Below are 16,302 nucleotides of genomic sequence, written 5' to 3' on the forward strand. Positions count from 1 at the left end.
ATATAAGATTAATATTAATTAAACAAATTTGAAATGGGGGTGAATGTATGGAAAAGAAATATTTTTTTATTTTAATTTTCTTAATATTTTTTCTATTTCTATTTTTTTCTTGTGAGAGAATACAGCAAACATCTGATGGGCTTTTAACCTTTTCTGTAAAAGATAAAATTTCAGAAGAACCTATTTTTGGAGCTCAAATAAAAATTACTCAAAATGGTACTTTTAAAGGTTCTGGAAGCACGGATGAAAATGGAAAATATACATTTACTTTAGCTGAAGGAGATTATGACTATGAGATTTCAAAATTAAATTATTTACCTTTAAGTGCAAAAGCTAAAGTTTATGCAAAAGAGGAAAGAAGTGTAAATGTATTATTAGAACCTACTGAAAACAATCCACCTACCTTTATAAGATATATATCTCCTATTGACAATCAAGTTGTCAAAACACAAAAAGTTAACTTCGAATGGAATGCAAATGATGTTGAAAATGACACTATTTATTATAACATTTATCTCAAATACGTTGGAAATAGTTTTATTAAATTAAATGATGTTCCATTAACAGCTAACACATATACTTATGAACCTCCAATAAAAGGACAATATCAGTGGAGAATAGAATTATGGGACGAATTAAACACAGATAACAAGATAATGGTATTAGAAGCTCCAACATTTGATTACGAACCTACTTCAGACTCTACAATAAACCATAAACCAACTATCACTCTAAAAGAACCTATTGATGGATCCACTTTACAACACTCTGAAATATTATTTTCTTGGGAAGCTTCCGATATAGATAAAGATCCTCTTACTTATGATTTATTCCTAGGAGAGTCTTTAAATAGCTTTACAAATATAGTATCTAAATATAATAAAAGTACATATTCATACTCACTTGAATCAACAGGATTATATTACTGGAAGGTTTTAGTTTCAGATGGTAAAGAAACAACAGAATCTGATATTAGTTCATTTACATATAATCCACCATTAAATTCAATTCCAGTAATTTCATTAATTTCACCTTCAGATAATGCAACTTTTAATACAAATAACGTTAATTTTAGTTGGATAGCTACTGATACAGACAATTCTACATTAAGTTATGCACTTAATATTGGAAAATCTGAAACTTCTCTAAAAGAGGTGTTGAATTTTGAAGATAATCAAAATAAAGTATTATCTTATAATTACAAATTACCAGAGCCAGGAGAATTTTATTGGAATGTTGAAGTATCTGACAATGTTAATCCTCCTGTAAAAAGCGAACTGCGAAAAATAACTATTATATCAAAAAATAAACCTCCTGTTATAGATGATTATCATAAACCTGATATTCCTACTGTTGTCGGAACTACCATATCTTTTGAATGGAAAGCTTATGACCCCGAAGGAATACCTTTAAACTTTAACTTCTATATTTCTGATGTTAAATCAGATGTAGAAAATCTAGTTCAAAACAAATATACCAAATTTAATTTAAGTAACAAATATTTAGAAAACATTGAACTAGATTATTCATCCACATATTACTGGAGAATAGTTGCTAAAGATGATATGTATGAAGTTTTAGGACCAATTTGGAGTTTTGAATTTGTAAAAAAAGAAGAAAATACTCTTCCTGATTTATATTTTGCACCTGAAAGTCTTATTGCAACGCCAAATTCAGATCATCACTTTAGAATTAAAACTTCATTTAACTCTAATATTTACGGTTTTGATATAAGATTTTCTTATGATCCTCAATTTGTAAATATAAATGTAAACGATTGTATTCTCGATAATTTATTTAATACTACAAAATTCCATATAATCAAAAAAATCAATGAATATAATGGTTACAATGAATTTATTTTCAGTGCTATATCAAAAGAAAATAATTTTATGTTGCCAGATGATATTATAGACATAAAATTCTCAACAATTAATACTGGAGAAACAAAAATCAAATTTGAAAAATCTACATATATGTTTGGCAAAAATGAACCTGAAATAATGTTCACAGTTGGTGACAATTTAACAGTCACCATATCAGAATAAAGGGGGTGAATGTATGAGAAAATATTATTTGTTTATAATTATTATTTTAATCATACTTACTTTTGCTTCATGTTTTAATTTTAAAAAATCAAATTCTACTGTTATAGAACAAAATTTAAATTCAATAATTATAGAAAAATTCCAAAATGAAACTATAATAAAATCAAATATTGAAGCTGATTCTTTTGAATTTGTTATGGAAAATGTAAATAAAAATGAAATAGTTATAAACTCAAAATTTCTGAAAATTATAAAAAACAATAAAAATTTGAAAATTGCTATTTCTTCTCCTACTATTGTACATAAAGGTGATATACTTCTAAAGATTAAAAAAACAGATTTTAAAATTATTGATATTAAAACTTATAATAGATATACTATAAAAAAATATATTGATTATTATGACAAAGGATTAGCATATGGATTACTTGGTGATTTTGATTTTAATGGAAAGGTTGATATTACTGATTTTTCTTCATTCACATATTTTTACGGTTTGAAAAGAAATGATTTTTATGGAAATTTAAAAGATTTTGATTTAGTTGATATTGGACCTGCTGTTAATTATACTCATAAAGGTATTTGGAACAATATTTTCGATTTAGCGCAACCAGATGGAGAAATTGGGTTAGCTGATTTTTCTATTTTTGCAGCAAATTATAGTATTGATATTTCCTCTCAACAATCAACTATTGTTGTAAATAGTAATACTGATCCATCAACAATATCTGATGAAACAGAGATGAATGTTGTCAATGGACTTATAAAAATTTATGATATTTATTCGGAATTGTTAAATTTTATTTCTCAAAATAGCGATTTAATAAATCTTTTAACGACAGAAAATCCTTCTCCAACAGCATTACTAAAATATATCGTTAATATATCTGATGCCACAGAAACAGCAATTTTAAATATTATAGAAGACATAAATAATTTTTCAGATCTTACTGGAAGTGTTAAAAATGGCTATTTATACGATGATTTGAAATATGAAATTAATAATTTTGATTGGGATTTAGATGGTAATATCGAAAATACTTCTCCTTTAAAATTTAAAGTAATAACTCAAGATGGTTCAAATATCTCAATTCCTTTCTATGATATTTTTACCTTAGATGGCCCTCCAAAATCAATTGAAATTGATCAAACTGGAGGCGATGCAATATTTGATTATGAAATGTTCTTGGGAAATGTTGATGAAAATTATACCCCTGAATTCAACGAAAATGACTATTTATTAATTGATGAAGGCAGTGCTGCTGGAATGAGCATATTAGCAAAAATTATTGGAATTATTGGAAAAACTTTATTCATTTATAATTTAAATGATCCTTCAATTAATATAAAAAATGCTATTAATAACAATGAAGATTTAACACAATATATACCTGAACTTTTATTGACTTTATTACAAAATCCACCACCTTCAGATTCTCAAAAAATATTAGGTAGTGAACTACAGACATCAATATTTGGAAATATGCTAAAATTTAAAGACAGTGCAAAATCTATTGAGTTAATTAACCACATAAAAAACGACCTCTCCTCTTTACATGATTTAATTAAAATGTTATTCGAAGATAAGATTATGGATTATATTTTTCAACCACATGATCCTACCTCTGGAGAAAAACCCCCTATTCTCAAAAATGATTTTGAAATGTCCATGGATTTATTGCATGAAACAGAAAAAATGGTCAATTTAATAAATAACCCCGCTGATGGCGTTGAGATTCCAATTGGATATAATGAATACTTCACATTACATCCAGGAGTATTTTTCAATAACCCTGAAGATTTTTCAGATCTAAATATTTTTCTCCCTGATATTTCTATTATTTCAACATTCGACTCTACCAATCTTTTAATAGAACTACCTGATCCAACATTTAAAGGTTTAATAGAGGGATTACCTGCAACTCTTACTATAAATCTTGAAGAATTAGGAAGAGAAGAATATTTCATTCATCAAGAAGATGTTACTATTATAGGAACTTCTGTCACATTTAAATGGTATCCTTCACCAGATTTAAATGCAACAATAACATATGAGATAATAGCTGATAGAAATGAAGATAATGTATGGAATTATATTGAAGGTAATATACCTTCTCAGAATTTGCTTATCTTTGCTAAAACTTCCAACACTCAAATAACTCTAGAATTGGATGAAGGTGATTACTTCTGGGCAGTTATAGGATATGCTGATTTTGGTAATGGAAAGATTGAAAAAATATATCCAGAAAATCCATACTGGTTCAGTGTATTTTTAAAGAATATATATTATTATATAGATCTTATAAGTCCTTTAGATGAAACTGATTTCTCCGAAATACCTACAGACATCACATTTAGCTGGCAGGCATTTAATTCAGAAAATGGTGAAGATAATCCTATTGATGTTGATTATTATATATTCCACCTTGAAAAACTTGATGGTACAGGTTTCTATATTGAAAGCGAAGAAACTATTAATTCCACAACTATTGAAATAAATGAAGATGGAAAATATGGATGGTGGGTAGATGGCTATTATACAGATCCAGAAACATTTGAAACAATTGAAATACATAGTAATTATTATACATTTAAAGCAGGAAATGTTACTGAAAATACATATTTTTATCCTATAGAACCTTATGACTTTATTTCTGTCCCTCCTGAAACTACATCAACAGATATATATTTCTCATGGGGAGTTAACAATTTGCATACTGAAAGAACTTCAGAAGATATATTTGAATTATATTATAGAGAAGAAGGAACAGACACGTGGCAATCAACAACTAATATTAATGTGTACTGGATGGATGAATTTGGAAATTATGAAGCAGAAGCTCTTATTCTAGGATTTGTCCCTAATAAATCTTATGAATGGAAAGTACGTGCTTATTTAGATAATATTAATTATATTGAAAGTCCAATATGGAACTTTTATATTGGTGAAGAAACACAACTAATAGATTTACATTCAATTCAGCCTTTAGATGGTGAATCTACCACCACAAACAATGTAGAATTTATATGGGAATATGATCCAAATTACACTGGTGATTTTGAGTTACATGTTAGACCAATTGATACCTGGGAAGAAACATATGATACATTAATTACTCCAACTGATTACTCTACAGATACAGACCCTGTTACAGGAGAAATGACATTTAATTATACATTAACTTTACCCGATGGTATTTATAAATGGTGGGTTGATATTCCACAAGAAGAAAATACTGATAATTATAGAGAAACAGAACATAGATGGTTATTTGTTAACTCAACACCTTTTGATGTACTATTAGATTACCCAGAACCATTGTCCACATTTGATTATTACACTATTTCATTTGGTTGGCATGCTAACTTATTCAAAACAGAATATTTGGATGATCTTATTTTTGAAGTAAAGGATGAAAATGATAATATCATATATTCTGAAATAACAAATAGCGACAATTGGATCTCTGTAACTTTTGAAAATCCGGGAATTTATTATTGGTATTTAAAAGATTCTAGTAATAATATTGTTAGTGCTACTTTCACTTTCGAAATTAAAGATTGGTGGAATCCACCAGAAGAAAATGAGATAAATTTATATACACCTTTAAATGGTGAAGTCATTTTGCCAGATGCTACTTATACAAATATTGATTTCTCATGGAGTAATGTGGAAAATATCGATGGTTATTCATTTAATTTTATTCCAGCAAATGTATTTTTAGATTCAGTACAAGGACATATAGATGAAATAGATTATACTCCAAATAACTTTTATTCACTTGAATTAAAAAACGGGATTTATTTATGGAATGTACATACTTATGATTATGAAAATGATATTGATTATCAATCACCTATAAGAAGTTTTAACATATTAAACAATCAAAATATTGAGTTAGATGTTATAGGACCGACAGATAAGGAAAGAGTCACACCATTTGATACTATTTCTTTTGTTGCTACAAGTTTAAGCAATTCAGAAATAACATATTATATATTATTAATGAGTTCATGGGGAGAAATATCCGTAATACCAAATCCATTTGAAAATGCCCTAATTCACCCTTCAGGTTCCCCTGTAGATTTAGAAATATGGAAATTATTTTATAATCAACAATTCGGTGATCTTTATTATTATGCAATAATTGCTGATGATGGTGAAAATATGATTATATCTCCTGTTCAATCATTCTATTATGATAACACATTATATGGAAATTTTGCTTCTTTTGACAAAGAACAAATAAATTTATCTCAAGATTCAACTTTTACTATAAGAACTCAAGGCCCTGATATCAGTAATGTTAAAGGTTTAGAAATACATTTAAAAATAGATCCTGAAACTATAAGTATTGATTCAAGTTCTATACTGCTTACCTCAGATAATGGTTTTATCAAATCTTTTATGAGATACGATAATTGGAATAATGAAGATTATTTAGAAGTAATTATTTCACTATATTCAGACAGCAGTTTAGATTTATCAAATACAGATATAGCTAAATTTACAACAAACTCCACATCTACTAATATACATACTAATATAAACATTATTAATGCTTATGTAACTTTCGAAGACAACATTGCACCTGTAGAACTTGAGGTAGAAAATACTCTCAATGTAACTTCAGAGTAAGGAGGGCGAGGATATGAGAATATATATAAAAATAATTTTAAGTATATTTATAATATCAATTATATTAGTTGGCTGTCTACAAACAAAGACACATGAAACCCAAACAAAAACAGAAGTTAAAAATATTATTGATATAATTTATGAAAACGACAGTTCTTTAATTCTTTCAAAGGTTGAAGGTGATTCTTTTGAATTTCTTTTGAGCGGGGTTAACGTAGAAAATATTGAAATTCCAAATAAATTTATGAGTATAACAAAAAACAAAGAAGGCAAACTATTAATAGCAATTTCTACTGCTGATAATGTAAAACCTGGTGAAGTTCTATTAAAAATTCACTCTGACTCTTTTAATGTAGAAAATATAGATTATTATTCACGAAATTCCATTAAAAAAGAATATTATGATATTGACCAATATAATTGGAAATGGGGAGGCCTTCTAGGAGATTTTAATTTAGATGGAGAAGTTGGTTTAACAGATTTTGCTTCTTTTGTATATTATTACGGTATGGAACCGTGTATAGATGATGTTCCTGAAGAGTTTTCAAGATTTGATATTGGTCCTGCATTAAATATTTCCCAAAAAGGAATCTGGTCTAATATTTACGATTATAAATTAGAAGATTGGAATGTTAATATTATAGACTTCTCAATTTTTACAGCTAATTACGGTCAAAATATAAATTCCGAAACCCCTCCTGGTACCATAACAATAGATTCTTCTACTATACCAGATTCAATTTCCACACCAACATATAGTAATATAGCTTATTTCTTAACAGATATACCTAACTTTATACATAATTTATCAAATATTATTTCAACTCACGAAGATTATATTTCTTCTATTTTAGAAGCATTAAACAATGAAGATCCTAATGAAGTATTATTAAACTTAATAAATATGCCTACAGATTTCAAAAACGATATATTAACTCTTTTAGAAAAATTGGGTACTTACGCAGAAAAACTGCAACTGGACAATTATCTATATGAAGATATTAAATGGATGATAAACGATTTTGATTGGAATAATGATGGAGTTATAACAAATAACGATGAACTACATATAGAAGCTACTGTAACTTATACGAATAATATTGTACAAAAGGAAAGTTTAGGAATATACTCAGATTTAATATTAGGTGATATGTCTAATATAGATAATATCGAATTCATTGGTATTGATTCAAATACTCCCGGTGACGCTATTTTAGATTGGGATTTAGTAGAACAATTAAGTAATAATGGAACAGTAACAGCTGGATATACACCTGTATTTGACGAAAATGACTATTTATTAATTGATGAAGGTTTTGTTTCCATGATAGATTTCATTTTAAAAAATATCTTTGGATATGGAAATATGCTTTTCTTGTATAATCTTACTCCTACAGCAACAGTTATAAATATGCTTGAAAATCATTCTTTTGATGCATCTATCACAGAATTATTATTAAATATGGCAAAAGATGACAATATCATCTCTCAACAGGAGTTAATTGATAATATTTTTGGAAATATGCTAACAGCTAAAAGTGATTTTGAAACACGTGTTGCTTCTATACAACATTCATTTATAACAAGAGATATTCCAATAAAATATGCTATAGATGATTCTATAACTGATTATTTATATATTCCTCACGACATTACATCTGGTCCTATGGATTTAATGGATTTATGGTCATTATCAGATAGTAAATTCACAAAATTATTGATGACAGATATTAATACTCCTGTTAGCATCGGAGGCCATATAATGTTATATCCTGCAGCATTTTTCGAAAATTCTGCTAATTTCCATGATCTAAGAGATTATTTACCAAATATAACTATAGAAGGAACTCTTAATAGCGAAACACCTGAAATCAGCAAAATAACAATTGATTTTCCTGATCCTCATTTTGGAGATCTAATCAGCGGGATTCAAAATTCTATAATAATAGAGAACCCTGATATTTTTCAACCTCCCGAATTACCTTCTACAAATGTTCATATAATTGATTTCAAAATGGAAGGAATTACAAGAATACCCATCCCCGATGAAAATGGTGATGTACATCCAGAAATTGCTCTAAGATTTGATTCCCATATTTCAAGTCCTGAAAATGTTAACTATGCAGAAATATACAAAGATGATGATTATATAACATATTTACACTGGATTGATGAAAATTATTTCTATAATGAAGAATATCGTGATATAGTAGAGACTTCTTATCTTGAAAATAGTTATTATACACTAGAAGTTTATGATTACTCTAATACTCTTGCTGATTCTGCCACATCATTTTTAGGAACATTGTATCCTGTTGATACTTTTGAAATAACTAATCCTCTAAATAATAATACTTTTAATTTAGGAGATAATATTCAACTGACATGGAATATACCAAATAATACATTACCTTATTATGAGGGTGCTGAAATTAATATATTTAAATTTAATGATTCTACTGAAGATTTTGATTGGGAAAATAGAATAAGAGTAGCTGATGACTATGATATGGAAAATTTCTATATAGAAGATGAAACCTTTACAATTCCTGCTTCTATTTTTGATACACAAGGAATATATTTAATAGAATTAGTTATTTATAATTGGTCAGAAAATACATCATTTGAATATCATATTGTAATAAATATCCAATAAAAATAGCCCCTTCGGGGGCTATTTTAAACTTTCCTTTTATATATTATAATTTGAATTCTATCAGAAACATCTTCAGATGTATCTGAAATGTCTGCTATTCTGTGAACTAATTTTTTTAATTGAATCTTTTCCGCTAAAGATATGCTTAATGAAAATATTTTCCTTATTATACTTCTCTCAATAATATCTGTCTCATGTTCATAATTTTCTGTTTTTAATATCATTTCATTTGCTTTTTCAAAATCCTCAAACATTTCTTTAGCTGCTTCTTTAACTGCTTTGTAAGTTACCTGTGATTTTAAAATTAATTCTTCTAAATCCTCTAAAATTTCTTTAGGGACTTCCAAAGATTGCAATTCTATTTCATCTGCAACAGTTTCTGCTTTATTTGCAATTCTATCCATTGCCTCTATAGTACCAAGTAAATCTCCTCTAAAATTTGGAAGAAATGCTCCTGAATACATTTCTGACTCTGCTTGTCTTCTTATGTGATCTGCTTCCGTTTCTGCATTTCTGACTTGTTCAGCTAATTCCTTTACTTTTTGAAAATCTTTATCTAAATTCCTTATAAGCTCAACAAGCTCTTCAATTGTATTATCAACAGCCTCAAGATGTTTATTGAACAATTCTATTATATTTTTTTCTTTTTTACCAAAAAACAATCCCATAGGTTAACACCTCCTACTAAATATTTATCTTAAAAACAACTTTAAAAAGAAAATATATTAAAGAAGTAATTAAACCTGCTGATACTGGAGTATTCACCCATGCAACTACTATCTTTAATAATACTTTTTTATTTGTCAATCTTGATCCTCTGGCAAAACCTGCACCTATAACTGCTCCAACTATAGCTTGAGATGTAGATACTGGTATTCCCAATAATGCGTATATCCATACAGTAATAGATTCACCCAATACAGCAATAAGAGCAGAAAAATAATCAAGTTCTATTATTTGTTTTCCAACCGTCATCATAACTTTATAACTATATGTCAAAACTCCAAAAGATATTGCTAAACCACCTACTAATGCAGCCATACTTACTCCTATACTACTAGCAAACGCACCTGTAATATTTGCAACATTATTTGCACCTAAAGAATATGCCCCGTATGCTCCAATAACTAAAGTAGCAATTTGAACCACTCTTTCTTTTACATAAATAGACTTTATCTTATTAAATGGAATAGATAAAATAATGTATGAAAGATATCCAAATATAGCACCACCTATCGGAGTTCCTACCCACGCCAATACAAGTTTAGTTATAATTCCCCAATTAACTCCACCTTCTATTAAACCAACAGCCATTATAGAACCAACTATTGCTTGTGAAGAAGACACTGGAACTCCAAAATATGTCATTACCGTTACTGTGATTGCAGCAGATAATACCGATATAGAACCTGATAACAAACTTTGTGAAGTTACATTACTAATTGTTTCTATACCTTTAGCCCCACCTAAAATTGCCCCAACTAAAATAAAAATTGCAGATATTATAGTTGCAATTCTATATTTTACAACTCTATTAGATACAGCTGTTCCAAATATATTAGCTGCATCATTGGCACCTAAGGACCAACCAAAAAATATTGCTGGTAATAAATAGAAAAACATTTTTTCACCTTCTTTTGCATAATCTAAAGTACATTACAAGAATATATTCTATAACAAAAGCATTATTCAACAAAATCCTATCATTATTTATAAACATTAATTACAACGAGATAAACTTAAATATCTTCGTAATACTCTTTTTTTAAAAAAAAACGAGGAATAAAATTCCTCATTTAAAACCTTTTATATCTGGTAATTCCTCTTTTTTATTGAAAAAGTTTTTCAAATTCTCTAATTCAGAATCCAAAATATCTGGATTAACCAATATTTTAAAACTAAGACCAATTAAAAATGTTTTTATTAATTCAGCATTATTCTCAAGATTATCTAAGCCAATTTCATGTATCTTCAAAAATTCTTTTATAGTGTTTGTATAATTCATATCAACAATCCTTGCTTTTCTAGAAACCTCTTTCTGCCTATATGGATAAGTTATAATCTGAGAAAAAGCTACCATATATTTTGGAGGAGTAAATAATCTTCTTATTTTTTCTTCAGCTGTAATAGTTTTTTTCTTAAGAATTTCACTAATCCAATCTTCTAAAATTCCCTCACCTGTAGCTACTAAAGCACCATCTTTTGAACCAAAGTAATAATGCAAAGAAGCTATTGTTAAATTAGACATTTCTGAAATATGTCTTGTAGTTGCTTCAGCAATTGACTCTTCAGTAATAATTTTTATAATAGAATCCATTAAATTTTCTTTTCTTTTTGCTCTTAAAGTTGGATTTGGCCTTCTTGCCATAAAAATTAACCTCCTTTTTATATCTTTATAATGAAATTATATCATCATTTTATATAATTGTCAAATCGCTCGATATATTATAATAGTTAATTTTTTGTAAAGATACATTTTAAATAAAAAAATAGGGCGCTTACGCGCCCTATAAATTATGTTATTCTGATAATTCATCATTCTCGATAAGTAAGTTCTTTATTTCTTCAATCATTCTATTATATGCATCTTCAGCAGTTATTTTATCGTATAAGAAATCATTTGTAATAGTACCTAATGACTTTCTAATATCATACCATGCTGCTGGTTTTGGATCAGGTACTGCAGTTTTAAGAGAATTTAAAGCTATAGTTGGCTTTTCATCATTTGCTACATATGATTTCCATTGTGGAGTATCAACAACATCTTTTCTTACAGGAACATACCCTGTGTTAACTGCCCAATATGCTTGATTTACTTTTTCTAATAAATATTTCATAAACATCCATGCTGCTTGTTTTTGTGATTTATCTGCCCATGCAAACATAATTAAATCAGTTCCAGCAATTGGAGAATGTGGTACCCCATCTACTGAAGGTAATGGTGCCCATGACCATTCATATTTACCTTTAATTGATTTTTCTACATATGGTTTTCCAGCAATTGTTCCCATATACATAGCTATCTGACCATTTCCAAATGGATCATTTAAATATCCACCTTGTACAAATGCAACTTCATCAGCCTTTAATTTGTGCATATAATTCAAAACTTTTATTGTTGTTTCTTTGTCCAATGTTATTTTCCATTTTCCTTTACCTGCATATTCTAATACTCTTCCATTCATTGCATATAAGAATGTTTGGAAATCATCTACTGTTGTTCTAAAGCCCAATCCATATTGATCTATTTGCCCATCACCATCAATATCTTCAGTTAATTGTTTTGCAACATCATATAATTCATCTAATGTTTTTGGTGGTTCTACTCCATACAAATCAAATAAATCTACGTTATAATAGTTTGTATATACACTTTTATTAAACGGTATAGAATATATTGTATCTCCCCATGTACACATATCTTTGAATACTTTATATATTTGATTTTCCCATACATCTTTGAATTCTGCATCACCATATATAAATTTGTTAAGTGGTTCTACAATTCCTTCACTTTGAAGATATTTGGATGTCCAGTTTGAATATGCTTGAGCGATAACTGGCAAATTATCTCTTGTACCTTCATTATATGCAACTACAGTACTTAATAATTTTCTTGATAAAGCACCATAATTTCCAACATATACAGGAACAACTTCAATATAAGGATTTTCTCTGTTAAATGCTGCTACTAATTCTTCTAATGTCTTACCATGTCCCCCACCCATAGCATGCCAAAATTCAACTTTGATTTTTTCACCAAAAGAAAAAACCATAACAGACACTAACAATACCACTAAAAGTAGTTTCTTCACCAATAACACCTCCTGAATAGATTTTCATAACATATAATTATACTACACTATAGAACTAAAATCAAATTAAATATTTCCCAAAATACCTAATAATTCCTTTTTAATTGTTTCTATTCCATTATTATTATTTATTTTAAATGTATAGTTATACTTAATATTCCTCTGAGCATTTATAATATCCTTTACTTTTTCTTCACTCATATTTCTATATTTTATTAATCTTTCTTTTCTTTTTTCTTCAGATGAATCAATTAATATTATATAATCACATATTTTCGACAATCCTATTTCTTCGATAAGTGCACCATCAATAAATACTATATCTGTTTTTAAATTCTTAATTTTATTAATAACATATTCCTTAATCAAAGGGTGAACAATAGAATTTAATTCTTTCAACTTTTTTTTATCTTTAAATACTATTTCTCCTATTTTCTTCCTATCAATTGTGCCATTTTCAGAACATATAAATTCTCCAAATTTTTCCTTTAACTTATCTTTAACAGAATCATATTTTAATATCTCATGACCAATTTTATCTAAATCTAACACAACAAAACCAAGATCCCTAAGAATCTTGGCTATTGTACTTTTCCCACTACCAGCATATCCTGTTATACCTATTACTTTCATATGATAAACTTTTCCTTTTTCTCAATTTTTTCCTTTACTTCTTTAGAAAATTCTTCGTACCCTTTTCTTCCCATTAATGCATAAGTAACCTTTTTACCTAATTCAACACCTGGTTGATCATATGTATTAATTTCTAATAATTTTCCCATTACTGCAGTCTGAAATTCATATGAAAAAATAAACTGCCCTACATTAAATGCATTAATCTCTGGAAAAATTATTTTCATATTAGGTTTTCCATGTTCTGTTAATGCATACTCAGTTCCAAAAAGTTCTGTATTAAGAAGTTCAGAAAGTTTTCTTCCACCAAGATAAGAAAGTGCTGAATATCCTTCATGAAGTTTAGGAATCTTAATATCTCTTTCAAACTTTTCTAATTTTATAAGGGTTACTATCTTATCATCTGGTCCTTCATTATATAGTTGTACTTGGGAATGCTGATCAGTTGCACCTAATGCTTTTACTGGAGTTTGACCAACATTCACAATTTCGCCATTAATATTATATTTTTTTCCTAAACTTTCTGCCCATAATTGCCTATACCAATCTGCTAATAATAACAATTTATTTGAATAAGGCATCATTATAGAAATGTTATAACCCTTTTTATAATATAAAAAATGTAGCAATGCATTAAGCGCTGCTGGATTCTCATATACATTTGTATTTTTTGATTTTTCCAGTATATCTTTAGCTCCGTTTATTAAATCTATAATATCAATACCACCAGCTAATGCTGATAATAAACCAACAGGAGTTAATACACTAAACCTCCCACCAACTTCAGGAGGAATTTCTAATGTTTCAATTCCTTCATCCTTTGATATTTGCCTTAAAATTCCATTTTCAGGATCTGTTGTAAATATAATATGTTTTTTTGGATCTAATCCATAACTTTCTATAATTCCTCTTGCTATAAGATAGTTGGACATTGCTTCAGCCGTAGTTCCTGATTTTGAAATCACATTAAATAAAGTTTTATGAGGATCAATTTGATCTAAAATTGATGCAACAAAATCAGGATCCACATTATCTACTATAAAGATTTTAGGTGTTTTTCTACCTTTCATATAATTATAATTTAATGGGTTTAATGTTGTTTGTAATGCAATATTCCCTAATGCTGATCCTCCTATACCTAAAACAACAAAACTTTCAAATGATTGAACCCAATCTTGAATATCTAATATTTTTTCAAGATATTTTGTATCCTTTAACAAGCTAATAAAACCTGGTTCTTCATCCATTATTTCATTAATAATCTCTTTAATTTTTTCTTTATATTCATCAATTTCATCAAATTTTATACCTTTTTCTATATTAGGAAAAAACATATTTGTAAAATCAAACTTTATACCTTTCATACTTACCCCTCCCTTAAAAACTAAAAAATCAATATTTTAATAAAGTTTCCACTCTTACATTAGAAAGTTTTTCTCTTGGGTTTAAAAAACTTAATTCAGCCAAACATAATACACCTGATATATTTGCCTCCAACTTTTTTACTAATGTTTCAATAGCTTTTATTGTTCCTCCTGTTGCCAAAACATCATCTACAATTAAAACTTTTTCTCCCTTAGATAATGCATCTTTATGCATTTGTATTTTTGCTTCACCATATTCTAAGGAATATGAAACTTCTACAACTTCATATGGTAGTTTACCCGGCTTTCTTATTGGAACTAATTTTTTTCCTAATTTATAGGCTAATGCTGAACCAAAAATAAAACCTCTAGCCTCTGGTACAACTATAGTATCAAAATCCAAATCTTTAACTTTCTCAGCCATAGTATCTATTACTCCTTTAAATGCTTCAGGTACAGCTAATAATGGAGTAATATCTTTGAAAATAATCCCAGGCTTTGGAAAATCTGGTATATCTCTTATATACTCTTCAAAATTCATTTTAATTCCTCCCTCATATTTTTTGACAAGGTTATTTTACCATATTTTTTTTAAATTCTAACATATATTTTTTCAAATAAATAAATTTTATACATAAAGAAAAAAAGAGACCTCCCTATAAATCTTAATGAGATCTCTTTTTTCCTTTAATATGATAAGAATAGTTCAATAATAAAATTATCTTTCTTTCTAATTCAACCAAAGTAACTCTATTACCTTCTTTCAATGTTTCAAATGCTGCTTTTATCACGAGCATTCTTGGATATTTGTTTAATGTTATTTTAATCGGATCTACATTATTAAAATTATTTTTACTTTCAACATCTAATGTTTTCATATTTTTTTCACTCCCTTCAAAAAAAACTCTTGACAAATACAAAATTAGATGTTATAATCTAATCGCTTAAGCATTTGGGCTCGTAGCTCAGTTGGTGAGAGCTTCCGGCTCATAACCGGGAGGTCGGTGGTTCGAATCCACCCGAGCCCACCAAAACGGGGTTTTTTTACCCCGTTTTTTTTATACCTATTTTATATTTTAATATATTTTATTTTTTTTGTCAAGTTTTTTTGATTTATATGTTAATTTTTTAAATACTGAAAATAAAT

At 27.9% G+C, this 16,302-nt stretch carries 11 protein-coding genes and 1 tRNA gene; 4 read left to right on the plus strand and 8 right to left on the minus strand.

Annotated features, from left to right (window positions below; all coding sequences use genetic code 11):
* Window positions 1–47 precede the first annotated feature (47 nt).
* Genes ACZ5CK_RS07390 through ACZ5CK_RS07400 form a run of 3 tightly spaced genes read left to right on the plus strand, consistent with a single transcriptional unit; the run spans window position 48 to window position 9,343 of the window.
* Entirely contained in the window at window positions 48–2,048 is a 2,001-nt protein-coding gene (locus tag ACZ5CK_RS07390) for a carboxypeptidase regulatory-like domain-containing protein (RefSeq protein ID WP_464581180.1), read from the plus strand.
* A gap of 13 nt (window positions 2,049–2,061) precedes the next feature.
* Window positions 2,062–6,687 (plus strand): hypothetical protein, encoded by a 4,626-nt coding sequence (locus tag ACZ5CK_RS07395; RefSeq protein ID WP_464581181.1) that lies wholly within the window; start codon window positions 2,062–2,064, stop codon window positions 6,685–6,687.
* A gap of 13 nt (window positions 6,688–6,700) precedes the next feature.
* Window positions 6,701–9,343 carry a hypothetical protein gene (locus tag ACZ5CK_RS07400; protein WP_464581182.1) on the plus strand — a complete coding sequence of 881 codons (2,643 nt, stop codon included), beginning with the start codon at window positions 6,701–6,703 and terminating at the stop codon, window positions 9,341–9,343.
* Window positions 9,344–9,366: 23 nt separating this feature from the next.
* Here the strand turns inward: ACZ5CK_RS07400 and ACZ5CK_RS07405 are convergent, their stop codons facing one another.
* From ACZ5CK_RS07405 to ACZ5CK_RS07440, 8 genes are all read right to left on the minus strand, one after another.
* The gene (locus ACZ5CK_RS07405) at window positions 9,367–10,011 is read right to left on the minus strand and encodes a TIGR00153 family protein (protein WP_464581183.1); all 645 of its coding nucleotides are present in this window, start codon (window positions 10,009–10,011) and stop codon (window positions 9,367–9,369) included.
* A 16-nt stretch (window positions 10,012–10,027) separates the two neighbouring features.
* Window positions 10,028–10,966 carry an inorganic phosphate transporter gene (locus tag ACZ5CK_RS07410; RefSeq protein ID WP_464581184.1) on the minus strand — a complete coding sequence of 313 codons (939 nt, stop codon included), beginning with the start codon at window positions 10,964–10,966 and terminating at the stop codon, window positions 10,028–10,030.
* A 169-nt stretch (window positions 10,967–11,135) separates the two neighbouring features.
* Window positions 11,136–11,711 (minus strand): TetR/AcrR family transcriptional regulator, encoded by a 576-nt coding sequence (locus tag ACZ5CK_RS07415; RefSeq protein ID WP_464581186.1) that lies wholly within the window; start codon window positions 11,709–11,711, stop codon window positions 11,136–11,138.
* 151 nt (window positions 11,712–11,862) lie between these two features.
* The gene (locus tag ACZ5CK_RS07420; protein WP_464581187.1) at window positions 11,863–13,158 is read right to left on the minus strand and encodes an ABC transporter substrate-binding protein; all 1,296 of its coding nucleotides are present in this window, start codon (window positions 13,156–13,158) and stop codon (window positions 11,863–11,865) included.
* A gap of 66 nt (window positions 13,159–13,224) precedes the next feature.
* Window positions 13,225–13,791: a dephospho-CoA kinase gene (gene coaE / locus ACZ5CK_RS07425; RefSeq protein WP_464581188.1), complete on the minus strand. Its 567-nt coding sequence runs from the start codon at window positions 13,789–13,791 to the stop codon at window positions 13,225–13,227.
* Entirely contained in the window at window positions 13,788–15,155 is a 1,368-nt protein-coding gene (locus ACZ5CK_RS07430) for a glucose-6-phosphate isomerase (protein ID WP_464581189.1), read from the minus strand. The genes coaE and ACZ5CK_RS07430 overlap by 4 nt, the downstream gene beginning before the upstream one ends.
* 28 nt (window positions 15,156–15,183) lie before the next feature.
* The gene (locus ACZ5CK_RS07435; RefSeq protein WP_464581190.1) at window positions 15,184–15,696 is read right to left on the minus strand and encodes an adenine phosphoribosyltransferase; all 513 of its coding nucleotides are present in this window, start codon (window positions 15,694–15,696) and stop codon (window positions 15,184–15,186) included.
* Window positions 15,697–15,820: 124 nt separating this feature from the next.
* Complete coding sequence (locus tag ACZ5CK_RS07440) at window positions 15,821–16,033, minus strand: hypothetical protein (RefSeq protein ID WP_464581191.1); 213 nt, start codon at window positions 16,031–16,033, stop codon at window positions 15,821–15,823.
* Window positions 16,034–16,109: 76 nt separating this feature from the next.
* Here ACZ5CK_RS07440 and ACZ5CK_RS07445 point away from each other — a divergent pair.
* Window positions 16,110–16,186: transfer RNA gene (locus ACZ5CK_RS07445), tRNA-Ile, on the plus strand.
* Window positions 16,187–16,302 lie beyond the last annotated feature (116 nt).

This window comes from Marinitoga okinawensis, assembly GCF_055387075.1.